This window comes from Nocardioides sp. HDW12B (assembly GCF_011299595.1).
Taxonomy (GTDB): Bacteria; Actinomycetota; Actinomycetes; order Propionibacteriales; family Nocardioidaceae; genus Marmoricola_A.
Genome location: NZ_CP049867.1, coordinates 1,751,593 through 1,774,871 on the forward strand (window position 1 = coordinate 1,751,593; position 23,279 = coordinate 1,774,871).

The window sequence follows — 23,279 nt, forward strand, 5'->3', positions numbered from 1 at the left end:
CGCCGATGACCACGATCGACGACCTCGGGGACCTCCGGGGCCGCACCGTCCTGGTGCGCTCGGACCTCAACGTGCCGCTGGACGACGACCGCATCACCGACGACGGACGCATCCGCGCCAGCCTGCCCACGCTGCGCCGGCTCACCGACGCGGGGGCGCGGGTCGCCGTGGTCGCCCACCTCGGCCGTCCGAAGGGGGCGCCCGACCCGGCGTACTCCCTGCGGCCGGTCGCGGCCCGTCTCGGCGAGCTGCTGGGCACCGACGTCGCCTTCGCCGACGACACGGTGGGCGACAGCGCCCGCGCCACGGTGGCGGCGCTCGGGGACGGCCAGGTGGCGGTGCTCGAGAACGTCCGCTTCAACGCGGGCGAGACCAGCAAGGACGAAGGCGAGCGCCAGGCGTTCGCCCGCGACCTCGCTGCCCTCGCCGACGTCTTCGTCTCCGACGGCTTCGGCGTCGTGCACCGCAAGCAGGCCAGCGTGTACGACGTGGCCCGGTTGCTGCCGCACGCGATGGGCGGCCTGGTGCAGACCGAGATCGAGGTGCTGCGCCGGCTCACCGAGGACCCGGAGCGTCCCTACGTCGTCGTGCTCGGCGGGTCCAAGGTCTCCGACAAGCTCGGCGTCATCGACAACCTGCTCGGCAAGGCCGACCGGCTCCTCATCGGCGGCGGGATGGTCTTCACGTTCCTGGTCGCCCAGGGCCACGCGGTGGGCAAGAGCCTGCTCGAGCAGGACCAGGTCGAGGTGTGCCGCGAGTACCTCCGCCGCGCGGAGGAGTCGGGCGTGCAGATCCTGCTGCCGACCGACGTCGTGGTGGCCCCGGAGTTCGCCGCCGACGCACCGGCGACGGTCGTGCCCGCCGACGCCATCCCCGACGACCAGCTCGGGCTGGACATCGGCCCCGATTCCCAGCGTGCGTTCGCGGCTGCCCTGGCCGACGCCCGCACGGTCTTCTGGAACGGGCCCATGGGCGTCTTCGAGTTCCCCGCCTTCGCCGAGGGCACCCGGGCCGTGGCCCAGGCGCTCACCGAGCTCGACGGGCTGTCGGTCGTCGGGGGAGGGGACTCCGCCGCCGCCGTGCGCACGCTCGGCTTCGACGAGGCCGCCTTCGGCCACATCTCGACCGGGGGCGGTGCCAGCCTGGAGTACCTCGAGGGCAAGGACCTCCCCGGCATCGACGTCCTGGACGACCCGGTCGACTCCGTCGACCGCGACCACTGAAACGAGAGAGACCGATGTCCCGCACCCCCTTGATGGCCGGCAACTGGAAGATGAACCTCACGCACTCCGAGGCGGTGGTGCTGGTCCAGAAGCTGGCCGCGGTCCTGGCCGACAAGAAGCACGACCACGCCAAGGCCGAGGTCGTCGTCATCCCGCCGTTCACCGACCTGCGCAGCGTGCAGACCTGCGTCGACGGCGACAAGCTCGCGATCAGGTACGGCGCCCAGGACGTCTCCGCGCACGAGAAGGGCGCCTACACCGGCGAGATCTCGGCCGGGATGCTCGCCAAGCTCGGCGTGTCCTACGTCCTGGCCGGTCACTCCGAGCGCCGTGAGTACCACGCCGAGGGCGACGACCTCGTCAACGCCAAGGCCAAGGCCACGATCGCCGCCGGCATGACCCCGCTGGTCTGCGTCGGGGAGGGCCTGGAGGTCCGCAAGGAGGGCCGCCAGGTCGAGCACACCCTCGCCCAGGTCGACGGCTCGCTCGCCGGTCTCGACGCCGCGCAGGTGGGCGCGCTGGTCGTCGCCTACGAGCCGGTCTGGGCCATCGGCACCGGCGAGGTGGCGACGCCCGACGACGCCCAGGAGGTGTGCGCGGCCATCCGCGGTCGCGTCCGCGAGGTGTGGGGCGACCAGGCGGCGGACGCCGTGCGCGTGCTCTACGGCGGCTCCGTGAAGGCCGCCAACGTCGCGGGGATCATGGACAAGGCCGACGTCGACGGCTGCCTCGTCGGAGGGGCGAGCCTCGACGCCGACGAGTTCGGCGGCATCGCGCGTTTCTACGACATGCCGAAGCTCTGACCGCCGTCCTCAACCCCCACCCCGTGAGTTAGGCTGTCCCACCGTGATCATCGCACTCACCGTCGTGCTCGTCCTGACGAGCCTGTTGCTGATTCTCCTCATCCTGCTCCACAAGGGCAGGGGCGGAGGTCTCTCGGACATGTTCGGAGGCGGCATGTCCAGTGGCCTCGGTGGGTCCTCGGTTGCCGAACGCAACCTGGACCGCATCACCGTGGGAGCCGGATTCATCTGGTTCGCCAGCGTGATCGCCCTGGGACTGCTGCTGAAGGCCAACAACTCCTAGCAGTCGCCCCTCTTCATCCCCCCGAACAAGGAGAAGTGAGCGTGGCAGGTGGTGCAAGCGCCATCCGCGGCAGCCGAGTCGGCGCCGGTCCGATGGGAGAGGCCGAGCGCGGGGAGTCCGCTCCTCGCCAGCGAGTCGTCTACTACTGTGCCCACCGGCACACGTCCGAGGTCTTCTTCGCCGTCGAGGTGACAGCGCCCGAGTCGTGGGACTGCCCGCGCTGCGGCCTGCCGGCCAACCAGGACTCGGAGAACCCTCCGCCGCCGCCGAAGATCGAGCCGTACAAGACGCACCTCGCCTACGTGAAGGAGCGTCGCAGCGACACCGAGGCGGCCGACATCCTCGACGAGGCGCTCAAGACGCTCCGAGACCGCCGCAAGCGCGGCGAGATCGGTTTCTGAGCACTCGACAATTTCTGCCAGCCAGCCGTCGACCGGATCCCCGGTCGGCGGCTGGTCTGTCTCTGCCCGGCAGGACGCGGTCAGCGCTCCAGCTGACCGGCAGCGGTCTCGTCGAGGAACCACAACGTGCGGCGCAGCCCCCGTGGTCCGGCCGCCGGAGTCTCCGACACGTCCCCACCGCCGACCGACCGCGCCACCGCGTCGGCCTTCTCGTCGCCGGCGGCCACGAACCAGACCTGGTCGGCACGCTGCAGGGTCGACAGGCCGAGACTGATGCGCACGGGCGGCGGCTTGGGCGAGTCGTGGACGGCCAGCGCCACGGCCTGCTCGTGCACCTCGGGGCGTCCGGGGAACAGCGACGCGCAGTGGCCGTCCGGACCGATCCCCAGCAGCAGCACGTGGAACCAGGCGTGTCCCTCGGGCACGTGACCGCGCGCGATCCGCAGGTCCTCGACGTACGCCGCGGCAGCGTCCTCCGGGCTCGCGTGGCCCTCGTCGGACGCCGCCATGGGGTGCACGCGGTCGCGGTTCAGCGGCAGCCTGCGCAGCCCGTCCTGCAGCGCCTGCCCGGCGTTGCGCTCGTCGTCGTCGGACGCGACGTAGCGCTCGTCGCCCCACCACAGCGACACCCGGGCCCAGTCGATGTCCTCCCGCTCGGCCGACAGGTCGGCCAGGCGGGTGTGAAGCCGTCGGGACAGCGACCCTCCGGTCAGCACGACATGGGGGTCCTCGCCGAGGGCCGAGAGCTCGGCCAGGTGGTCGAGCAGGCGGACCGCCACCGTCTCGGCCACCTCCTCCGAGCTGGACCGCACCACGAGCTGGTCGGAAGAGGCTGACACCAGGGCACCTGCTTTCAGGACGCGGACTTCTTCGCCGCGGTCTTCTTGGTCGCGGTCTTCTTGGTCGCGGTCTTCTTGGTCGCGGTCTTCTTGGTCGCGGTCTTCTTGGTCGCGGTCTTCTTGGTCGCGGTCTTCTTGGTCGCGGTCTTCTTGGTCGACTTCTTCGCCGCGGGCCTCTTCGCCGCGGGCTTCTTCGCAGCCTGGGCGGCGCCACCCTTGCGGCCCGCGCTCATCCGGGTGAGCCGCTTGACGGTCCGGGCGTAGACGTCGTCGGGGTCGAGCCGGCGCAGCTCCTCGGTCAGAAGCGCGGGGATCTCACGACGGACGAGCGCCACCGGACGGTCGGGCTGCCCCGGCACCGAGAGCACCGCGTGCCGGCCGTCGTCCCGGGCGAGCCGCACGTCGCCGTCGCTGGTGGTGAGCACCACCTCGGTGATGCCGGGACCGTCGGACTGCCGGCGCGTGGCGGTCACGCGCAGCCGGTCGCCGAGCCAGGCGGCCAGCAGGTCGGCGCTCGGGCTGACCCGCTCGGAGGTCACGCTCACCGCGCTCACCCGGCCGTCGGTCTGGTCGAGCGCCGCCGCGAGGAAGGCCCGCCACGGCGTGATGCGGGTCCAGGCGAGGTCGGTGTTGCCGGGTGCGTAGGAGCGGCACTGGTCGAGCATCGCCCGGGCGCGCGCCGTCGGGGCCCGGGCGGCGTCGGTGATGCGGCGCGTCCCGAGCTGCCCGACCGGGTCGGCGGCCGGGTCGGCGGGGGAGCCGCAGGGCCACCAGACCACCACGGGGGAGTCGGGCAGCAGCAGCGGCAGCAGCACCGAGTCGGGGTGCTTGGTGACCGGTCCCTCGAGCGTGATCAGGGCCTGCTCGCCGGCGGTGCCGCTGCCGGTGCGGATCTCGGCCGTGATCCGCGAGGAGCCGCGGCCCGATCCGGTCACGAGGCCCAGCAGGCGCGAGGGGTGCTCCCGGGCGGCGTCGCGCGCAGCGTCGAGGGCGGCGTCGGCGTCCTCCTGGTCGACCACCACGATCATCGTCATCACCATGCCCATGGCGGGGCTGCCGGCGTTGCGCCGGGCCTTGACGATGGCCGAGGCGATCTCGCTGGCGTTGGTGTCCTCCAGGACGGTGCCGCGTCGGCCCGACTGCGTGCTCATGGTCGCCTCCAGGCGCGTCCCTCGCGGGCGAGCATGGCGTCGGCCGAGGCCGGGCCCCACGTGCCGCTGGGGTACTGCTCGGGCCGGCCGTGGTCGGCCCAGTAGTCGATGATCGGGTCGAGGATGCGCCAGGACTGCTCGACCTCCTCGTGCCGGGGGAAGAGCGGTGGCTCGCCCAGCAGCACGTCGAGGATCAGGCGCTCGTAGGCCTCCGGGGAGGCCTCGGTGAAGCTGCCGCCGTAGGCGAAGTCCATGTTGACGTCGCGGATCTCCATCTGGGTGCCGGGCACCTTGGAGCCGAAACGCAGCGTGACGCCCTCGTCGGGCTGCACCCGGATCACGAGCGCGTTGTGGCTGAGGTCCTCGACCGCCGCCTGCGAGAAGGGCAGGTGGGGAGCGCGCTTGAACGACACGGCCACCTCCGTGACGCGGCGTCCGAGCCGCTTGCCGGTGCGCAGGTAGAACGGCACGCCGGACCAGCGGCGGTTGTCGACGCCGAGGCGGATGGCGGCGTACGTCTCGGTCGTCGAGGTGGCCGCGATGTCGGGCTCGTCGAGGTAGCCGCCGACCTGGACGCCACCCGCCCAGCCGGCGGCGTACTGGCCGCGGGCGGTGGTCAGGTCGAGGCGCCGCGGCAGCACGACCGAGTCGAGCACCTTCTGCTTCTCCAGGTGCAGGCTGCGGGCGTCGAAGGAGGTGGGCTCCTCCATCGCGGTCAGGGCCATCAGCTGGATGAGGTGGTTCTGGATGACGTCGCGGGCGGCGCCGATGCCGTCGTAGTAGCCCGCGCGACCGCCGATGCCGATGTCCTCGGCCATGGTGATCTGCACGTGGTCGACGTAGTTGCTGTTCCAGATCGGCTCGAAGAGCATGTTGGCGAAGCGCATCGCGAGGATGTTCTGCACCGTCTCCTTGCCGAGGTAGTGGTCGATGCGGAAGACCGACTCGGGGGAGAAGACGCCGCTGAGGGTCTCGTTGAGCTTCTGCGCGGTCGCCAGGTCGGACCCGAAGGGCTTCTCGACCACCACGCGGCGCCAGGTGTCGGGCCGGTCCTCGGTGAGGCCGTGCTCCTGCAGCTGACCGACCACGTCGCCGAAGTAGCGCGGCGGGATCGACAGGTAGAACGCGTGGTTGCCGCCCGTGCCGCGCACCCGGTCGAGGTCCTCGATGGTCTGCTTCAGCTGGGCGAAGGCCTGGTCGTCGTCGAACTCGCCGGGCACGAAGCGGAAGCCCTCGGCGAGCTGGTGCCAGACCTCCTCGCGGAACTCGGTGCGCGCGTGCTCGCGCACCGAGTCGTGCACGACCTTCGCGAAGTCCTGGTCGGCCCAGTCCCGCCGCGCGAAGCCGACGAGCGAGAAGCCCGGCGGCAGCAGCCCCCGGTTGGCGAGGTCGTAGATCGCCGGCATCAGCTTCTTGCGGGCGAGGTCGCCGGTGACGCCGAAGATGACCATGCCGCAGGGGCCGGCCACCTTGGGCAGGCGGCGGTCCTGCGGGTCCCGCAGGGGGTTGGTCCGCGCGCGGGACGGGCTCACGTGGTCCTCTCTCAGTCCTGCGTGCCGGTCAGCGCCGCGCGTACGGCGGCCAGGCCGGTGTCGAGGTCGTGCAGGTGCAGGCGGAGGACCGGGCGGCCGTGGTCGGCCAGGACCGTGGCGTCACCGGCCGCCTGGGCGGCGATCAGGGTGCCGAAGCCGAAGTCGCGGCCCGGGACCGCGAGGTCGTCGGCCGGGGTGTCGGTGATCTGCACGTAGACGCCGGTGGCCGGACCGCCCTTGTGGAACTGCCCGGTCGAGTGCAGGAACCGCGGACCCCAGCCGAAGGTGACCGGGCGCCCGGCCCGGCGGGCCAGGGGAGCGCGTACCTGCTCCTCGAGCGCGGCGTGCGCCCAGCGGTCCAGGTAGGCCATCACGGCCACATAGCCGTGCTCGGGGTCGAGCTGGGCCAGCAGGGCGCTGACGGCGTCGTCGAGCGAGCCGGAGCCGTCGTACCAGTCGCCGCCGAGGGTGGTGACCTCCACCGCCTCGGACGACCCGGACTGCTCCGAGCTCGGCGGGTCGTCGAGCATGCTGCGGGCGGCGGTCTTGGCGCTCTCGACGTCGGGCTGGTCGAAGGGGTTGATGCCGAGGAGACGACCCGCGACGGCGGTGGCGACCTCCCAGAGCATCAGCTGGCCACCGAGGGTGCCGCTCACGGCCAGGTGGGCACCGTCGTCAGGGAGCGATGCCGCAGAGGCGTCCGCGACGAGGTGGGCCACGGTCACGTCCCCGGCCGGCCCCTGCACCTCCGGCGCCTCGGGGCCATCGACGACGACGGGCAGCACGCCCGTGCCCTGCTTGCCGGTGCTCTCGGCGATGAGCTGCTCGGCCCAGGCCGGGAGCCCGTCGATGCCCGAGCCCTCGTCGACGAGGACGAGCTTGTCGCGCCGTGCCTGCTCCAGGCCGGCCATCGCCGCACCCAGGACGAGCCCCGGGTTGCCCTCGGCGTCGACCGACAGCAGCGCGGAGGCGTTCGCGGCGTCCGAGAGCAGCGCGCCCACGTCGACGCCCGCCAGGGCGCTGGGCACCAGGCCGAAGGCCGTGAGCGCCGAGTAGCGGCCGCCCACGTCGGGGTCGGCCGCGACCACGCGCAGCCCGGCCTGGTCGCTCTGCTCCTGCAGGGGCGAGCCGGGGTCGGTCACGATCACGACGTGGTCGGAGGGCTCGAGCCCGGCCTCGACGAAGGCGTGCTCGAAGGCGCGCCGCTGCGAGTCGGTCTCGACCGTGGAGCCGGACTTCGAGGAGACGACGACGACGGTGGTGCCGAGGTCGCCGGCGAGCGCGGTGCGGACCTGGTCGGGGTGGCTGGAGTCCAGCACCACCAGGTCGACGCCCTCCGTGGCGCAGATGACCTCGGGGGCCAGCGAGGATCCGCCCATGCCGCACAGCACGACGCGGGTCAGTCCCTCCTCGCGGCAGGCGTCCACGATCGGCCGGAAGACCGACAGCAGGGGGCGGGACGCCTCGGGGAGCCCCACCCACGCCAGGCGCTTGGACGCCTCGTCCTCGGCCTCGGGACCCCACAGCGTGTGGTCGCGGGAGAAGAGCCGGCTGGCGAACTTCTCCTCGACGAGGGTGGGCACGTGCGCGGCGACGGCCCGCTGGGCCTCACCCGACGTCTGGACCGTCACCTGCGTGCTCATGACTTCGACGACTCCATCTGCTTCTCGACGGTCTCGGTGAGCTCGTGCCAGGAGGCGACGAACTTGTCGACGCCCTCCTTCTCGAGGGCGGTGATGACCTCGTCGTAGCCGATGCCCTGCTCGGCGAGCGCCTCGAAGACCCGGCGGGCGTCGTCGTACGTGCCACGCACGGTGTCGCCGGTGACGACGCCGTGGTCGGCGAACGCGTCCATGGTCTTCTCCGGCATGGTGTTGACCACGCCGGAGGTGACGAGGTCGGCGACGTACATCGTGTCGTCGTAGTCGGGGTTCTTGACCCCGGTGGAGGCCCACAGCGGACGCTGGGGGAGCGCGCCGTGCTCGGCGAGCGCGGCGAACCGGTCGCCCGAGAAGACCTCCTCGTACTTCTCGAACGCGAGGCGGGCGTTGGCCACCGCGGCCTTGCCGCGCAGCGCGAGGGCCTCGTCGGTGCCGATCTCCTCGAGGCGCTTGTCGACCTCGCTGTCGACGCGGGAGACGAAGAACGAGGCGACCGAGTGCAGCTGGGCGAGGTCCCAGCCGTTGCGGTGCGCCTGCTCGAGCCCGGCGAGGTAGGCGTCCATGACGGCCTCGTAGCGCTCCAGGCCGAAGATCAGCGTCACGTTGACGCTGATGCCCTCACCCAGGGTCTGGGTGATCGCGGGCAGGCCCTCGTCGGTCGCGGGGATCTTGATGAGGAGGTTCTGCCGGTCGACCTTGCGCCACAGCTGCTGGGCCGACTCGATGGTGCCCTCGGTGTCGAAGGCCAGCGTCGGGGCGACCTCGATCGATACCCGGCCGTCCTTGCCGCCGGTGGCGTGCGAGACGTCGGTCAGCTCGTCGCAGGCGTTGCGCACGTCGTCGGTGGTGAGCTCGAGGATGACGTCCTCGACCGTCGCCCCGCCGCGGGTCAGGCCGGCGACCTGGTCGTCGTACCGCTCGCCGTCGGCGACCGCCGCCGCGAAGATGGTGGGGTTCGTCGTCACGCCGACGACGTGCTTGTCCTTGACCAGCTCGGCCAGGTTGCCCGACTCGATGCGCTCGCGCGACAGGTCGTCGAGCCAGATGCTCACCCCGGCGGACGAGAGCTTCTCGAGCCGGTCGGTGCCTGCGTCGGATGTCATGGTTTCCCTCCACGGTTGCGGTGCGGTGGCTCGTTCCGGGCCACCCGGTCCGGAGCCGGCCCGGGTCGGGACGGTCCGGGACGTTCTCTGATGGCTACACGCCGCGGGCGGCGTCGTCGATGCTCTCCTTGGCCGCCGAGACCACGGCCGCGGCGGTGAGCCCGAACTTCTCGTACAGCTCCTGGTACTGCGCGCTGGCCCCGAAGTGGTCGAGCGAGACGGCGCGCCCGTGGTCGCCCACGACCTCGCGCCAGCCCTGGGCGACGCCGGCCTCGATGCTGACGCGGGACTTGACCTCGGGCAGCAGCACGCTGTCGCGGTAGCTCGCGTCCTGGGCGTCGAACCACTCGCGGCACGGCATCGACACCACGCGGGCGGCGATGTCGAGCGCGGCGAGCTGCTCGCGGGCCTCGACGGCGATCGCCACCTCGGAGCCGGTGGCCACGAGGATGACGTCGGGGGTCGAGGGCGTGTCGATCAGGACGTAGGCGCCCTTGGCGACGCCGTCGACGGTCGCGTAGCCGTCGGTCCCTCGCGGGAACGTCGGGACGTCCTGGCGGGTCAGGGCCAGGGCCGAGGGACCGCTGGTGTCCTCGAGCACGGCTCGCCACGCGGCGACGGTCTCGTTGGCGTCGGCCGGCCGCACGACCGCGAGACCCGGGATCGCGCGCAGCGCAGCCAGGTGCTCGACGGGCTGGTGCGTGGGACCGTCCTCGCCCAGACCGATGGAGTCGTGGGTCCAGACGTAGGTCACGGGCAGGTGCATCAGCGCCGCGAGGCGGACCGCGGGACGCATGTAGTCGGAGAAGACGAGGAACGTGCCGCCGTACACGCGAGTGCCGCCGTGCAGGGCGATGCCGTTCATCACCGAGCCCATGGCGTGCTCGCGGATGCCGAAGTGCAGGACGCGGCCGTACTCGTTGCCGGTGAACTTCTTGGTCGAGTGCTCGGCCGGGAGGAACGACGGCTCGCCCTTGGGCGTGGTGTTGTTCGAGCCGGCCAGGTCGGCCGAGCCGCCCCACAGCTCGGGCAGCACCGGGGCGATGGCACTGAGCACCTCGCCGGAGGCCTTGCGGGTGGCCACGCCCTTGGCGTCGGGCTCGAAGGTCGGCAGGGCGTCGGCCCAGCCGTCGGGCAGGCGGCGCTCCACGAAGACCCGCTTCAGCAGCTCGGCGCGCTCGGGGTTCTTCGTCTGCCAGGCGGTGAACTGCTCGTCCCACGCCGCGCCGGCCTCGCTGCCGCGCTCGAGCAGGCCGCGGGTGTGCGCGATGACCTCGTCGCTGACCTCGAAGGACTTCTCCGGGTCGAAGCCCATCAGCTTCTTGGTGGCCGCCACCTCGTCGTCGCCGAGGGCGGAGCCGTGCGAGCCGCCGGTGTTCTGCGCGTTCGGCGCGGGCCAGGCGATGACCGTGCGGAGGTTGATGAAGCTGGGACGGCCGGTCTCCTTCTGGGCCCGCTGGATCGCGCGCCACAGGGCCGGGACGTCCTCGGCGTACTCCGCGCCGCCGTTGGTCCAGTCCACGTTCTGCACGTGCCAGCCGTAGGCGGCGTACCGGGCGGAGACGTCCTCGCTGAACGCGACCGCGGTGTCGTCCTCGATCGAGATCTTGTTGTCGTCGTAGATGAGCACGAGGTTGCCGAGCTGCTGGTGCCCGGCGAGGGACGAGGCCTCGGCGCTCACGCCCTCCTGCAGGTCGCCGTCGGAGCAGATCGCGTAGACCATGTGGTCGAAGGGGCTCTCGCCGGCCTTCGCGTCGGGGTCGAGCAGACCGCGCTCGCGGCGGGCCGCCATCGCCATGCCGACGGCGTTCGCGACGCCCTGGCCCAGCGGGCCCGTGGTGGTCTCGACGCCCGCGGTGTGGCCGTGCTCGGGGTGGCCCGGGGTGCGGCTGCCCCACGTGCGCAGGGCCTTGAGGTCGTCGAGGGCGAGACCGAAGCCGCCGAGGTAGAGCTGGATGTAGAGGGTCAGGCTGGAGTGGCCGCAGGACAGCACGAAGCGGTCGCGCGCGATCCACTGCGGGTCGGCGGGGTCGTGACGCATGACCTTCTGGAACAGCAGGTACGCCGCCGGCGCCAGGCTCATGGCCGTGCCGGGGTGGCCGTTGCCGACCTTCTGCACGGCGTCCATGGCCAGCGCCCGGGCCGTGTCGACCGCCCGGTCGTCCAGCTCGTTCCAGTCGAGGGAGGGGCTCACGAACGGGGTCCTCTCGTTGTCTGAGACCGGGGCGAGCGGTGGCTGTCCCGGCGGAGCCGAGCCTACCCACGCCCCCTGTGGGCATGCACACCCCCGCGGGTGCTCGGCCGGCGGCCCCGGGCGACTACACTCGCACTGCCGGCGGCCTGCGTCGGCATGTCAGCCGCCATCTCGAGGACGCGAGGACACGTGACCGCCGTCGACCCCCAGGTGCGCCTCTCCCCGAGCGCGGGGGGATCCAGCCCTCTCGGCCGGTTCCGCGACGTCGTGGGCGCCTACGTCGGGCTGACCAAGCCGCGGATCATCGAGCTGCTGCTGCTGACCACCGTCCCGGTCATGTTCCTGGCCTCGCGCGGCGTGCCCGAGCTCGGCCTCGTGGTGGCCACGGTGGTCGGCGGGACGCTGTCGGCCGGCAGTGCCAACGCCCTCAACTGCGTCTACGACCGCGACATCGACGAGCGGATGCGCCGTACGCGGCGCCGCGCGCTGCCGCGCCACGCGGTCTCGCCGCGCGCCGCCCTGGTCTTCGGCCTCGTCCTCGGCGTGGTCTCGACCGTGCTGCTGTGGACGCTGGTCAACCCGCTCTCGGCCCTGCTGTCCCTGGCGGCGAACGTCTTCTACGTCGTGGGCTACACGATGCTGCTCAAGCGACGCACCAGCCAGAACATCGTGTGGGGCGGCGCCGCCGGGTGCTTCCCGGCCCTCATCGGCTGGACCGCGGTCACCGGCTCGCTGTCGTGGGTGCCGGTCGTGCTCTTCGCGGTCGTGTTCTTCTGGACGCCGCCGCACTTCTGGGCCCTCGCGCTGCGCTACCGCGAGGACTACGCCGCGGCCGACGTGCCGATGCTGCCGTCGGTCTCCCCGGCCCCCGTCGTGGGACGCCAGATCGTCGCCTACGCCTGGGTGACGGTCGCGACCTCGCTGCTGCTGTGGCCGGTCGCCGGGACCTCGTGGTTCTACCCGACGGTCGCCGGGATCCTCGGAGCGGTGTTCATCGTGGAGTCGCACCGGCTCTCGGCCCGCACCCGCGCCACCGACGACGTCGTCGCCATGCGCCCGATGCGGCTCTTCCACTGGTCGAACATCTACCTGTCGCTGCTGTTCGTGGGCGTCGCCCTCGAGCCCCTCGTCGCCGGCTGACCCCGCTCACTCGGGGGCCGTCGGTTTCCCACGGTATGCAGCCGAACATGCACTCCCCACGGCGTCCGGAGCACGGGGAGCGCCAGTTTTCCATGGGGAGTCGGCCGAGCGCCTGACCCACGACCTCCGGACGTACGACGTACGCGCGTCGGCGGGGCACTGGGTCCTGCGAGCCGTCGCTCGTCGCCGGTCGACGGGATGGCGGCGGAGTTCTTCCCACGGCAACCCGGCACTCCCCACGGTGCGGACGCCGTGGGGAGTGCCAGTTCGCCTGCATACCGTGGGAAACCAGCACCCCACCCGGCCGAGGTCAGAGCGGGCTGGGGGCGGCGGAGCGGGAGGGGACGGTCCGGTCCCGGGCGGCCAGGAGCAGCCACGTCATGGCGGCGGCGAAGAGCGCGGCGCCGAGCAGGTGGATCGCGACGAGGACGACCGGCAGGTCGGTGAAGTACTGCACGAACCCGACGGTGCCCTGCGCGAGCACCACCACGAGCAGGATCCGCGCAGCGCGCACGACCTCGAGGGTGCGGTCCAGGCTGCGCACGGCGACCACCACGGCCACGAGCAGCCCGAGCAGCAGGAAGACCGCGTCGGTGTGCAGCTGGCTCACCGACCGCGGGTCGAGCCCGTTGCGCGGGGCGTCGGCGTCCCCGGCGTGGGGGCCGCTGCCGGTCACGACCGTGCCGAGGTAGAGCACGGCCCAGCCGACGACGAACACGGCGACGGACAGGCGCTCGACGACCGTCCCGACCGTGGGCGCGACCACGGCATCGGCGGCCACGAGCGGCTCGGCCCGGTCGGCGGGCGAGCCGACCACCACCGAGCGCACCAGCAGCACGGCCACGCAGATCATCACCATCGACACGACCAGGTGCATCGACACGGTCCACGGGTTGAGGCCGGTCAGCACCGTGACCCCGCCCAGGGCGGCCTGCGCGGGCACGCCGACGGCCAGCACGACCGCCGGCAGCCGCAGGTCGCGGCGGCTCGAGCGCCACACCGCAACGAGGGTCGCGATCGCGACCGCCGCGATGAGGAAGGTGACCATCCGGTTGCCGAACTCGATCGCGGTGTGGATCGTCATCGCGCCGTGCGGCCGGAACGACTCCTCGGTGCAGCGCGGCCACGTCGGGCAGCCCAGCCCGGAGCCGGTCAGGCGCACCACGCCACCGGTCACCACGATCGCGATGTTGACCACCAGCGAGGCGACCGCCGCACGCCGCAGCCACGCGGGCGACGTACGCCGGGGCGGGGCGTCGAGGGCGCGGGGCGGGCTCACGTCTACTCCCACCGGAAGGTCCTCGCCGTCAGCGCCGTCGCGACGACCGCCCACACGAGCAGCACGAGCGACTGGTCGAGCGGGAACGTGCCGGCCACGAGGCTCTCGCGCATCCCGCTGCCGAGCGCGCCGGAGGGCAGGTAGGCCAGCACCTCGCCGAACCCGCCGTACGTCGACAGCGGCAGGACCACGCCACCGCCGGCCGCCAGCAGGATGTAGACGAGGTTGGCCGCCGCCAGCGTGGCCTCGGCCCGCAGCGAGCCGGCGATCAGCAGCCCGAGCGAGGCGAACGCGGCCGTTCCGAGGGCGACCATGACGAGCAGACCGGCCAGCGCCCGCAGTGTCGTCGCGGGCTCCCAGCCGAGCCCGAAGGCGACGGCGGAGAGCACCAGGACCTGCACCGCCTCGACGAGCAGCAGGGCCAGCACCTTGCCGAGCAGCAGGCCGTGCCGCGGCAGGGGCGAGGCGCCGAGCCGCTTGAGGACGCCGTAGCGGCGCTCGAAGCCAGTGGCGATCGCCAGCGAGGTGAAGGCGGTCGACATGATCGCCAGCGCGAGCACGCCGGGCGTCAGGTCGTCGATGGCGGTGGACGACAGGGACAGGTCGAGCTGGCGCGCGGCCAGCACGCCGCCGGTGAGGACCAGCACCGGGATCACCAGCGCCAGCAGCAGCTGCTCGCCGTTGCGCAGCAGCAGCACGGTCTCCATGCGGGCCTGGGCGACGACCTGGCGCGCCAGGGGCGCCGAGCCGGGTCGCGGGGCGAAGGTGCCGGTCGCGCTCATCCGAAGGTCCTTCCCGTCACCCGCAGGAACACGTCCTCGAGGCTGCGCTGGCCGAGGCTGAGCGACTCCGGCACCACGCCGTTGCGCTGGCACCAGGCGGACACCGTCGCCAGCGTGGTCGGGTCGGCCGGGCCGCTGATGAGCAGGCTGTGCGCGTTGACCGGCCGCACCTCGGTGCCGGCGCCGAGCTCGGCCTGCAGCGAGGCCGGCGCGTCGGGCGGGAACGGCTCGGTCACGACCAGGCGGATGGTGACCTCGCCGACGCCGCGGGTCAGCTCGAAGGGCGACCCGGAGGCGATGAGCCGGCCGTGGTCGATGATGTGGACGGTGTCGGCGAGGCGCTCGGCCTCCTCCAGGTAGTGCGTGGTGAGCACCGTCGTCACGCCGTCGCCCTTGAGCTCCTCGAGCAGGTCCCAGGTGTCGCGCCGCGCCTGCGGGTCCATGCCCGCGGTCGGCTCGTCGACGAAGAGCAGCTCGGGACGCCCCACGAGCGCCATCGCCAGCGACAACCGCTGCTGCTGCCCACCGGACAGCCGCCGGTACGGCGTACGGCCGCACGTGTCGAGACCGAGCCGCTCCACGAGCAGCGGGACCGGCAGGGGATGGGCGTGCAGGGAGGCGATGTGGGCGAGCATCTCGACGGCGCGGACGCCGGTCCAGGCGCCGCCGGACTGCAGCATCACCCCGATCCGGGGCAGCAGCGCGCGCCGCTCGGTGACCGGGTCGAGCCCGAGCACGCGGACGGAGCCGCCCTGCGGCTTCCGGAACCCCTCGCAGGTCTCCAGCGTGGTCGTCTTGCCGGCCCCGTTGGGCCCCAGCACGGCGGTGACGCTGCCGCGCTCGACGCTCAGGCTGAGCCCGTCGACGGCCGTCTTGTCGCCGTACCTCATGACGAGTCCGTCGACCTCGACCGCAGGCGAGGAGGGCGAGGTCAGGGGCACACCCGCCAGTCTAGGGACGCCGGGCTCCCGGACCGACCTCGCCGCGGGTGGAGTGCCTCACGCGTCGCGCACCGCGGCCTGCCCGGTCGCGGGGATGACGACGTGGAGGGCGTTGCGGTCGACCGACAGCTCGACGGGCGTCGCCAGCGCGGGCTCGCCGTCGAGGTTGAGCGGTCGCGGGGTGTCCGTGGTCAGCCGCACCCGCCGGCTGGTCAGGTGCACGACCCGCTCGTGCTCGACCACGCTGCCGTCGCGCAGCCGTCGCGCCCAGGTCGCGTGGTCGCGCAGCGACCCCCGCACGATCACCGACACGTCGAGGGCGCCGTCGTCGACCGAGGCGCCGGGCGCCACGGTGCGGCCGCCGCCGTAGTGGCGGCCGTTGCCGACCGAGACCTGCAGCACGTGGTCGAGCCGCAGGGTGTCGTGGTCGCCGTCGGGGAACTCCAGGACCGCCGAGAAGTCGACGTGGCGACGGTACGCGCGCAGCGTCGCGACCGGGTAGGCCAGCGGGCCCAGGTGCCGCTTGAGGCGCGGCGACAGCATCTCGGTCACGACCGACGACAGGCCGCAGGAGGCGACGTTGAGGAAGGCCTGCGCGTCCGGACGGGCGTCCCCGCCGCCGTCGCCGCGCGTCAGCGTCTCCACCCGACCGAGGTCGACGTCGACCACCCGGCCGGTCACCAGTGCCTCGACCGCCGTGGACATGCTGTCGAGCTCGAGGGTGCGGGCGAAGTCGTTGGCCGTGCCGGCGGGCAGCACACCGAGGACCGTGCCGGTGCCCGCGACCCGGTCGGCCGCCGCGCACAGGGTGCCGTCGCCGCCGGCGACGACCAGCGGCGGGGGAGCGGTCGCCACCGCGCGGTCCAGCGCCTCGAGGAGCTCGGCGCCGGACGAGACCTCGACGACGTCGCCGAGCTCGAGCGCCCGGCCGCCTGTCCGGTCGTCTGACTGGCCGTCTGACCGGCCGTCCAGGCGCGCCTCGAGCAGCCGGCGCAGCTCGGCCGCGGCCCCGGCGCCGCGCCGGGCCCCGACGTTGAGCACGACGGGGACGGGGGTGGACGCGGTGACCGGGGCGGGGGACGGCATGCTGACGACCGTAGGTCCACCGACTGGCCCGGACCTGCGAGAGCGCTGAGAGCCCGCTGTGAGGGGCTGGATGCTCGTGGCCACCGCCGGGGCGGCCCTGGGTAAGGGCTGCCTTACTTGAAGCGGCAAGATCAATAACGGCACACTGGTGTTGTGGAAATCAACGACACCCTCGATGTCGGCGCCGACGCGCCGACGCGCGAGCGCGTCGCGAGGACCATCCTCGAGCGTGGTCCGAGCAGTGCCTCGGTCCTCGCGGAGCAGCTCCTGCTGACCCCCGCCGCCGTACGCCGCCACCTCGACCACATGCTCGAGACCGGTCTCGTCGAGCTGCGCGAGCCGCGCCCGCACGAGGCGCGCACCCGGGGACGCGGCCGACCGGCGAAGGTCTTCGCGCTCACCGCCGCCGGCCACGACCTGTTCGAGCAGCAGTACGACGACCTGGCCGCCCAGGCCCTGCGCTTCCTGGCCGAGACGGCCGGCGACGAGGCCGTCACCGAGTTCGCCCGGCGTCGCTGGGCCGTCCTCGAGACCCGCGTCGAGGAGCTGCTCGCCCTCGACCCCGACCAGAGCCCCACCCGGGCCCTGGCGGCGGCCATGCGAGAGGCGGGGTTCGCCGCCTCGGTCAGCGAGAGCCCGATGGGGGAGCAGCTGTGCCAGCAGCACTGCCCCGTCGCGCACGTCGCGCACGAGTTCCCCCAGCTGTGCGAGGCCGAGACCGAGGCGATCTCCCGGGTCCTCGGCCGCCACGTCCAGCGTCTGGCCACCATCGCCCACGGCGACGGCGTCTGCACGACCAGCATCCCGCACACCCGCACGAGCACCACGCGCACCACCAGCACCCCCACCCTGTCGGCAACCAACGAGAGGCGGTCCTCATGACCACCCATCCCGACGCACCCCTCACCTCCGTCGAGGAGATGAACCCCGAGCTCCAGGGCCTCGGCCGCTACCAGTACGGCTGGGCCGACTCCGACGTCGCCGGCTCGACCGCCAAGCGCGGTCTCAACGAGGACGTCGTGCGCAACATCTCGGCGCTCAAGAGCGAGCCGCAGTGGATGCTCGACCTGCGTCTGAAGGGCCTCAAGCTCTTCCACCGCAAGCCGATGCCGACCTGGGGCTCCGACCTCGGCGCGATCGACTTCGACAACATCAAGTACTTCGTCCGCTCCAGCGAGAAGCAGGCCACCACCTGGGACGAGCTGCCCGAGGACATCAAGAACACCTACGACAAGCTCGGCATCCCGGAGGCGGAGAAGCAGCGCCTCGTCTCGGGCGTCGCCGCGCAGTACGAGTCGGAGGTCGTCTACCACTCCATCCGCGAGGACCTCGAGGCCCAGGGCGTGCTGTTCCTGGACACCGACACCGCGCTGAAGGAGCACCCGGAGCTGTTCCGGGAGTACTTCGGCACCGTCATCCCCGTCGGTGACAACAAGTTCGCCGCGCTCAACACCTCGGTGTGGTCGGGCGGCTCGTTCATCTACGTCCCGAAGGGTGTCCACGTCGACATCCCGCTGCAGGCCTACTTCCGGATCAACACCGAGAACATGGGCCAGTTCGAGCGGACGCTGATCATCGTCGACGAGGACGCCTACGTGCACTACGTCGAGGGCTGCACCGCGCCGATCTACAAGTCCGACTCGCTGCACTCCGCGGTCGTCGAGATCATCGTGAAGAAGGGCGGCCGCTGCCGCTACACGACGATCCAGAACTGGTCGAACAACGTCTACAACCTGGTGACCAAGCGCGCGACCTGCGAGGCCGGCGCCACCATGGAGTGGGTCGACGGCAACATCGGCTCCAAGGTCACGATGAAGTACCCGGCCATCTACCTCATGGGCGAGCACGCCAAGGGCGAGACGCTGTCCATCGCCTTCGCCGGCGAGGGCCAGCACCAGGACGCGGGCGCCAAGATGGTGCACGCCGCCCCGAACACCTCGAGCTCCATCCTCAGCAAGTCGGTCGCCCGCGGCGGTGGACGTACGTCGTACCGCGGACTGATCCAGATCAACGAGGGTGCCCACGGCTCGAAGTCGAACGTCCTGTGCGACGCGCTGCTGGTCGACCAGATCAGCCGCTCCGACACCTACCCCTACGTCGACATCCGCGAGGACGACGTCTCCATGGGCCACGAGGCGAGCGTCTCGAAGGTCTCCGAGGACCAGCTCTTCTACCTGATGAGCCGCGGCATGGAGCAGGACGAGGCCATGGCCATGATCGTGCGCGGATTCGTCGAGCCGATCGCGAAGGAGCTCCCGATGGAGTACGCCCTCGAGCTCAACCGGCTCATCGAGCTGCAGATGGAAGGAGCCGTCGGCTGATGGGCCTCGAGATCTCTTCCCACCTGCACCCGGTGGGCTCGTTCGACCTCGCCGACCACGGCGTCCCCACGGGGCGCGAGGAGGTGTGGCGCTTCACGCCGCTCAAGCGGCTGCGGGGCCTGCACGCCGAGGCGCCCCTGGGCGCCGGTGAGCTCAAGGTCGACGTCGACGCCGGCGACGGCGTCACCGTCGAGGTCGTCGGCTCCGACCACGAGAGCCGCGGCACCTCCGGCCTCGTGCCGCCCGACCGCGTCTCGGCGCGGGCCTGGGCCGCGGCCGAGCAGGTCTTCCTGGTCGACGTGCCGGCCGAGACGGTCGTCGAGAAGGCGTCGACGATCACGCTGACCGGCCTCGGGGTCGAGGACGCCGCCGCCGGCCACGTCGTGGTCCGCATCGGCGCCTTCTCCAAGGCCACCGTCGTCCTGCGTTTCGAGGGCTCGGCCACGCTGGCCGAGAACGTCGAGATCGTGGTCGGCGACAGCGCGAGCCTCACCCTGGTGTCCATCCAGGACTGGGCCGACGACGCCGTCCACCACTCCACCCAGCACGCCAGGATCGGCAGGGACGCGACCCTGAAGCACGTCGCGATCTCGTTCGGCGGCGACGTGGTCCGCCACGACCTCACCGCCGACTACGCCGGCCCCGGCGGCCGCGCGGAGCTGCTCGGGCTGTACTTCGCCGACGCCGGCCAGCACCTCGAGCACCGGCTCTTCGTCGACCACAACGCCCCCAAGACCACGAGCAACGTGGTCTACAAGGGTGCGCTGCAGGGCCAAGGCGCGCACGCGGTGTGGATCGGCAACGTCCTCATCCGCAAGGAGGCCGAGGGCATCGAGACCTACGAGGAGAACCGCAACCTCGTGCTCACCGACGGCTGCCAGGCCGACTCGGTGCCGAACCTCGAGATCGAGACCGGCGAGATCGAGGGCGCCGGTCACGCCTCGGCCACCGGTCGCTTCGACGACCAGCAGCTGTTCTACCTGCAGGCGCGCGGCATCCCCGAGGAGGAGGCCCGCCGCCTCGTCGTGCACGGCTTCTTCAACGACATCGTGCGCAAGATCGGCGTACCGGAGCTCGAGGACAGCCTGATGGCCGCCGTCGAGGCCGAGCTGGAGAAGAACGTGACCCAGGGCGTCGGAGGCGCGGCGTGACCTTCACCCGAGCCTGCGCGCTCGCCGACCTCGAGACCGGTACGCCGTACGCGGCGACCGTCGAGGACGTCGACGTGGCCATCGTGCGCGACGGCGAGGAGCTCTTCGCCATCCGTGACGAGTGCAGCCACGCCAACATCGCGCTGTCCGAGGGTGACGTCGAGGGCTGCCTCATCGAGTGCTGGCTGCACGGGTCGACCTTCGACCTGCGCACCGGCAAGCCCACCACCCTGCCGGCCTTCGAGCCGGTCCCTGTCTACCCCGTCCGGGTCGACGGCGACGACGTGCTCGTCGACGTCGCGAGCCCCCTGAACACCGAGGAATTGAGCGCATGAGCAATCTGGAGATCCGCGACCTGCACGTCAGCGTCGACACCGAGGACGGCCCCAAGGAGATCCTCAAGGGCGTCACGCTGACCATCAACGCCGGCGAGACGCACGCCATCATGGGCCCCAACGGCTCGGGCAAGTCGACCCTGGCCTACTCGATCGCCGGCCACCCGAAGTACACCGTCACCTCGGGCACCGTGACGCTCGACGGCGAGGACGTCCTCGAGATGTCGGTCGACGAGCGCGCCCGCGCCGGGCTGTTCCTGGCCATGCAGTACCCGGTCGAGGTCCCCGGCGTGTCCGTGGCGAACTTCCTGCGCACCGCCAAGACCGCGGTCTCGGGCGAGGCCCCGAAGCTGCGCACCTGGATCAAGGACGTCAACGGCGCGATGGACCGCGTCAAGATGGACACCGCGATGGCGCAGCGCAACGTCAACGAGGGCTTCTCCGGTGGTGAGAAGAAGCGCCACGAGATCGTGCAGCTGGAGCTGCTCGACCCGAAGGTCGCCGTGCTCGACGAGACCGACTCCGGCCTCGACATCGACGCGCTGAAGATCGTGTCCGAGGGCGTCAACCGCTTCGCCGAGAACGGCGACAAGGGCGTCCTGCTGATCACGCACTACACGCGGATCCTGCGCTACATCAAGCCCGACCACGTCCACGTGTTCGTCGACGGCCGGATCGCCGAGGAGGGCGGCCCGGAGCTGGCCGACAAGCTCGAGGCCGAGGGCTACGAGGCCTACACCGGCGCGGGCGCGACGGCGTCGGTCGGCTCGGCGGCCGGGGCCTGACATGCCCCTGGAGGGACTGCTCGACGACCTGGACCTGATCCGGGCCGACTTCCCCATCCTGTCGCGGGTGTTCCCCGACGGGAGCCCGCTGGTCTACCTCGACAGCGCCAACACCTCGCAGAAGCCGCAGGTCGTCATCGACTCGATGGTCGACCACCTCGAGCGCCACAACGCCAACGTCGCCCGCGCCGTGCACCAGCTCGGGGCGGAGTCGACGGAGGCGTTCGAGGGCGGTCGCGACAAGGTGGCCGCCTTCATCGGTGCCCCGTCGCGTGACGAGGTGATCTTCACCAAGAACGCCTCCGAGGCGCTCAACCTGGTGGCGAACACCCTCGCGTGGGCCGGCACGTCCGGCTCCGACCCGGCGCTGCGCGTCGGGCCGGGCGACGAGGTCGTCATCACCGAGATGGAGCACCACTCCAACATCGTGCCGTGGCAGCTGCTGTGCGAGCGGACCGGCGCGACGCTGCGCTGGTTCGGCCTGACCGACGACGGCCGCCTCGACCTGTCCGACGTCGACTCGCTGATCAACGAGCGCACCAAGGTCGTCTCGCTGATCTGGGTGTCGAACATGCTCGGAACCATCAACCCGGTCGCCGACATCGCCGCCCGGGCCAAGGCGGTCGGCGCGCTCGTCGTGGTCGACGCCTCCCAGGCCGTGCCCCAGATGCCCGTGGACGTGTCCACGCTGGGCGCGGACTTCGTGGCCTTCACCGGCCACAAGGTCGTCGGCCCGACCGGCATCGGCGTGCTCTGGGGCCGCCGCGAGGTGCTGGAGAAGCTGCCGCCGTTCCTCGGTGGGGGCGAGATGATCCGCACCGTGTCGATGGAGTCCACGACCTTCGCCGACATCCCCAGCAAGTTCGAGGCCGGCACCCCGCCGATCGTCGAGGCCGTCGGCCTGGGCGCTGCGGTGGAGTACCTCGGACACGTCGGCATGGACCGCGTGCGCAAGCACGAGGAGGCCATCACCGGCTACCTGCTCGACGGGCTCGCGTCCGTCGGCGGGATCTCGGTGCTCGGCCCCACGACCATGGCCGACCGCGGGGGAGCGGTCAGCTTCGAGCTCGCCGGCGTGCACCCCCACGACGTCAGCCAGCTGCTCGACAGCCGCGGCGTCGCCGTACGGGCGGGCCACCACTGCGCCAAGCCGGCGCACGCGCGGTTCGGCGTGCAGTCGAGCGCGCGCGCGTCGACGTACCTCTACACGACGCCGGCGGAAATCGATGCGCTGGTCGAGGCGTTGGAGTACACGAAGAAGTACTTCCGGGTGGACTGAGCGGAGACCATGAGCGACCTCGATGCGATGTACCAGGAGATCATCCTGGACCACTACAAGAACCCTCTGAACGCGGGGCTGCGTGAGCCCTTCGAGGCGGAGGTGCACCACGTCAACCCCACCTGCGGCGACGAGGTGACCCTGCGCGTGCACCTCGCGGACGGCGTCGTCAGCGACGTGTCGTACGACGCCCTGGGGTGCTCGATCAGCCAGGCCAGCGTCAGCGTGATGAGCGACCTCGTGATCGGCAAGAAGGTCGACGAGGCGCTCGAGATCCACGAGGAGTTCCTGCGGCTCATGCAGAGCCGGGGCGCCGTGGAGCCCGACGAGGAGGTCCTGGAGGACGGGATCGCCTTCGCCGGCGTCGCCAAGTTCCCCGCGCGCGTGAAGTGCGCGCTGCTGGGATGGATGGCGTGGAAGGACGCGACCGCCCAGGTGGTCGCGAGCAGCACCGACACATCGAGCCAGACCGACGAGACCAGCCCGACCGACGAGACCGAGGAGTCCCGATGACGGACGCACCCGAGCGCACCACCACCGACGACGACCTGCCCGAGGTCCCCACCGCCCCGGCGGCCGGCACCACGACGCTCTCCGAGGACGAGGTCGAGGAGGCGATGAAGGACGTCGTCGACCCCGAGCTCGGCATCAACATCGTCGACCTGGGCCTGCTCTACGGCGTCAACATCGACGCCTCCCACAACGTCACCCTCGACATGACCCTGACCTCGGCGGCCTGCCCGCTGACCGACGTCATCGAGGACCAGACCAACCGCGCGCTCGAGGGCATGGCCAACGACGTCGCCATCAACTGGGTCTGGATGCCCCCGTGGGGCCCGGACAAGATCACCCCCGACGGCCGCGAGATGCTGCGCGCCCTCGGCTTCAACGTCTGACGGTGGTCGAGCAGGTCGCGCAGCGACCGTCGTCAAGACCCGGCGGGCTTCGCGCTCGCCTCGCCACGGGCCTCGACACGCTCGCTGCCGCTCG

The 23,279-nt window shown here is 71.8% G+C and carries 23 protein-coding genes; 13 read left to right on the plus strand and 10 right to left on the minus strand.

Annotation, left to right across the window (positions count from 1 at the left end; genetic code table 11):
• Positions 1-5: 5 nt before the first annotated feature.
• The 4 genes from G7072_RS08195 to G7072_RS08210 are packed head-to-tail and all read left to right on the plus strand — an operon-like array spanning position 6 to position 2,710.
• The gene (locus tag G7072_RS08195) at positions 6-1,223 is read left to right on the plus strand and encodes a phosphoglycerate kinase (protein ID WP_166085301.1); all 1,218 of its coding nucleotides are present in this window, start codon (positions 6-8) and stop codon (positions 1,221-1,223) included.
• A 14-nt stretch (positions 1,224-1,237) separates the two neighbouring features.
• Entirely contained in the window at positions 1,238-2,026 is a 789-nt protein-coding gene (gene tpiA / locus G7072_RS08200; RefSeq protein ID WP_166085303.1) for a triose-phosphate isomerase, read from the plus strand.
• Between the two features lie 43 nt (positions 2,027-2,069).
• Positions 2,070-2,309 carry a preprotein translocase subunit SecG gene (gene secG, locus G7072_RS08205; RefSeq protein ID WP_166085305.1) on the plus strand — a complete coding sequence of 80 codons (240 nt, stop codon included), beginning with the start codon at positions 2,070-2,072 and terminating at the stop codon, positions 2,307-2,309.
• Positions 2,310-2,350: 41 nt separating this feature from the next.
• Positions 2,351-2,710, plus strand: coding sequence for an RNA polymerase-binding protein RbpA (locus G7072_RS08210; RefSeq protein WP_166085307.1), 360 nt, complete (start codon positions 2,351-2,353; stop codon positions 2,708-2,710).
• Positions 2,711-2,790: 80 nt separating this feature from the next.
• On the opposite strand, the gene pgl is transcribed toward G7072_RS08210, so the two are convergent.
• The 6 genes from pgl to tkt all read right to left on the minus strand — a co-directional run bounded on the left by pgl (position 2,791) and on the right by tkt (position 11,190).
• Positions 2,791-3,549, minus strand: a complete 759-nt coding sequence (gene pgl, locus G7072_RS08215) for a 6-phosphogluconolactonase (protein WP_166085309.1) — start codon at positions 3,547-3,549, stop codon at positions 2,791-2,793.
• A gap of 14 nt (positions 3,550-3,563) precedes the next feature.
• Positions 3,564-4,700 (minus strand): glucose-6-phosphate dehydrogenase assembly protein OpcA, encoded by a 1,137-nt coding sequence (locus tag G7072_RS08220; protein WP_166085311.1) that lies wholly within the window; start codon positions 4,698-4,700, stop codon positions 3,564-3,566.
• Positions 4,697-6,232, minus strand: coding sequence for a glucose-6-phosphate dehydrogenase (gene zwf / locus G7072_RS08225; protein WP_166085314.1), 1,536 nt, complete (start codon positions 6,230-6,232; stop codon positions 4,697-4,699). The genes G7072_RS08220 and zwf overlap by 4 nt, the downstream gene beginning before the upstream one ends.
• 11 nt (positions 6,233-6,243) lie before the next feature.
• Complete coding sequence (locus G7072_RS08230) at positions 6,244-7,875, minus strand: glucose-6-phosphate isomerase (RefSeq protein ID WP_166085316.1); 1,632 nt, start codon at positions 7,873-7,875, stop codon at positions 6,244-6,246.
• On the minus strand, positions 7,872-8,996 hold the full coding sequence (tal, locus tag G7072_RS08235; protein ID WP_166085318.1) for a transaldolase: 1,125 nt from the start codon (positions 8,994-8,996) through the stop codon (positions 7,872-7,874). The genes G7072_RS08230 and tal overlap by 4 nt, the downstream gene beginning before the upstream one ends.
• 94 nt (positions 8,997-9,090) lie before the next feature.
• Positions 9,091-11,190, minus strand: a complete 2,100-nt coding sequence (gene tkt, locus G7072_RS08240) for a transketolase (protein ID WP_166085321.1) — start codon at positions 11,188-11,190, stop codon at positions 9,091-9,093.
• Positions 11,191-11,379: 189 nt separating this feature from the next.
• Between tkt and G7072_RS08245 the strand changes: the two genes are divergently transcribed.
• Positions 11,380-12,330: a heme o synthase gene (locus G7072_RS08245; protein ID WP_240917204.1), complete on the plus strand. Its 951-nt coding sequence runs from the start codon at positions 11,380-11,382 to the stop codon at positions 12,328-12,330.
• A gap of 310 nt (positions 12,331-12,640) precedes the next feature.
• Here the strand turns inward: G7072_RS08245 and G7072_RS08250 are convergent, their stop codons facing one another.
• From G7072_RS08250 to G7072_RS08265, 4 genes are read right to left on the minus strand one after another with little or no spacing between them, the layout of a single operon-like run.
• Positions 12,641-13,609, minus strand: a complete 969-nt coding sequence (locus G7072_RS08250; RefSeq protein WP_166085326.1) for a COX15/CtaA family protein — start codon at positions 13,607-13,609, stop codon at positions 12,641-12,643.
• Between the two features lie 2 nt (positions 13,610-13,611).
• Entirely contained in the window at positions 13,612-14,391 is a 780-nt protein-coding gene (locus tag G7072_RS08255; protein ID WP_166085328.1) for an ABC transporter permease, read from the minus strand.
• A complete protein-coding gene (locus G7072_RS08260; RefSeq protein ID WP_240917205.1) occupies positions 14,388-15,332 on the minus strand; it encodes an ABC transporter ATP-binding protein in 945 nt (314 codons plus the stop codon). Before G7072_RS08260 ends, G7072_RS08255 begins: the two co-directional genes overlap by 4 nt.
• Positions 15,333-15,389: 57 nt before the next feature.
• Positions 15,390-16,418, minus strand: a complete 1,029-nt coding sequence (locus G7072_RS08265; protein ID WP_166085330.1) for a YegS/Rv2252/BmrU family lipid kinase — start codon at positions 16,416-16,418, stop codon at positions 15,390-15,392.
• A gap of 153 nt (positions 16,419-16,571) precedes the next feature.
• On the opposite strand from G7072_RS08265, the gene G7072_RS08270 reads away from it, so the two are divergent.
• The 8 genes from G7072_RS08270 to G7072_RS08305 are packed head-to-tail and all read left to right on the plus strand — an operon-like array spanning position 16,572 to position 23,185.
• Positions 16,572-17,300: a helix-turn-helix domain-containing protein gene (locus tag G7072_RS08270; RefSeq protein ID WP_166085332.1), complete on the plus strand. Its 729-nt coding sequence runs from the start codon at positions 16,572-16,574 to the stop codon at positions 17,298-17,300.
• A 38-nt stretch (positions 17,301-17,338) separates the two neighbouring features.
• Positions 17,339-18,739: a Fe-S cluster assembly protein SufB gene (gene sufB / locus G7072_RS08275; RefSeq protein ID WP_166089848.1), complete on the plus strand. Its 1,401-nt coding sequence runs from the start codon at positions 17,339-17,341 to the stop codon at positions 18,737-18,739.
• Positions 18,739-19,890 carry a Fe-S cluster assembly protein SufD gene (gene sufD, locus G7072_RS08280; RefSeq protein WP_166085334.1) on the plus strand — a complete coding sequence of 384 codons (1,152 nt, stop codon included), beginning with the start codon at positions 18,739-18,741 and terminating at the stop codon, positions 19,888-19,890. The genes sufB and sufD overlap by 1 nt, the downstream gene beginning before the upstream one ends.
• On the plus strand, positions 19,887-20,225 hold the full coding sequence (locus G7072_RS08285) for a non-heme iron oxygenase ferredoxin subunit (protein ID WP_166085336.1): 339 nt from the start codon (positions 19,887-19,889) through the stop codon (positions 20,223-20,225). The genes sufD and G7072_RS08285 overlap by 4 nt, the downstream gene beginning before the upstream one ends.
• Entirely contained in the window at positions 20,222-21,010 is a 789-nt protein-coding gene (gene sufC / locus G7072_RS08290; RefSeq protein ID WP_166085338.1) for a Fe-S cluster assembly ATPase SufC, read from the plus strand. Before G7072_RS08285 ends, sufC begins: the two co-directional genes overlap by 4 nt.
• Before the next feature lies 1 nt (position 21,011).
• The gene (locus tag G7072_RS08295; protein WP_166085340.1) at positions 21,012-22,289 is read left to right on the plus strand and encodes a cysteine desulfurase; all 1,278 of its coding nucleotides are present in this window, start codon (positions 21,012-21,014) and stop codon (positions 22,287-22,289) included.
• Between the two features lie 9 nt (positions 22,290-22,298).
• Positions 22,299-22,802 (plus strand): Fe-S cluster assembly sulfur transfer protein SufU, encoded by a 504-nt coding sequence (gene sufU / locus G7072_RS08300; protein WP_166085343.1) that lies wholly within the window; start codon positions 22,299-22,301, stop codon positions 22,800-22,802.
• Positions 22,799-23,185: a metal-sulfur cluster assembly factor gene (locus tag G7072_RS08305; protein WP_166085345.1), complete on the plus strand. Its 387-nt coding sequence runs from the start codon at positions 22,799-22,801 to the stop codon at positions 23,183-23,185. The genes sufU and G7072_RS08305 overlap by 4 nt, the downstream gene beginning before the upstream one ends.
• The last annotated feature ends 94 nt before the right edge of the window (positions 23,186-23,279 follow it).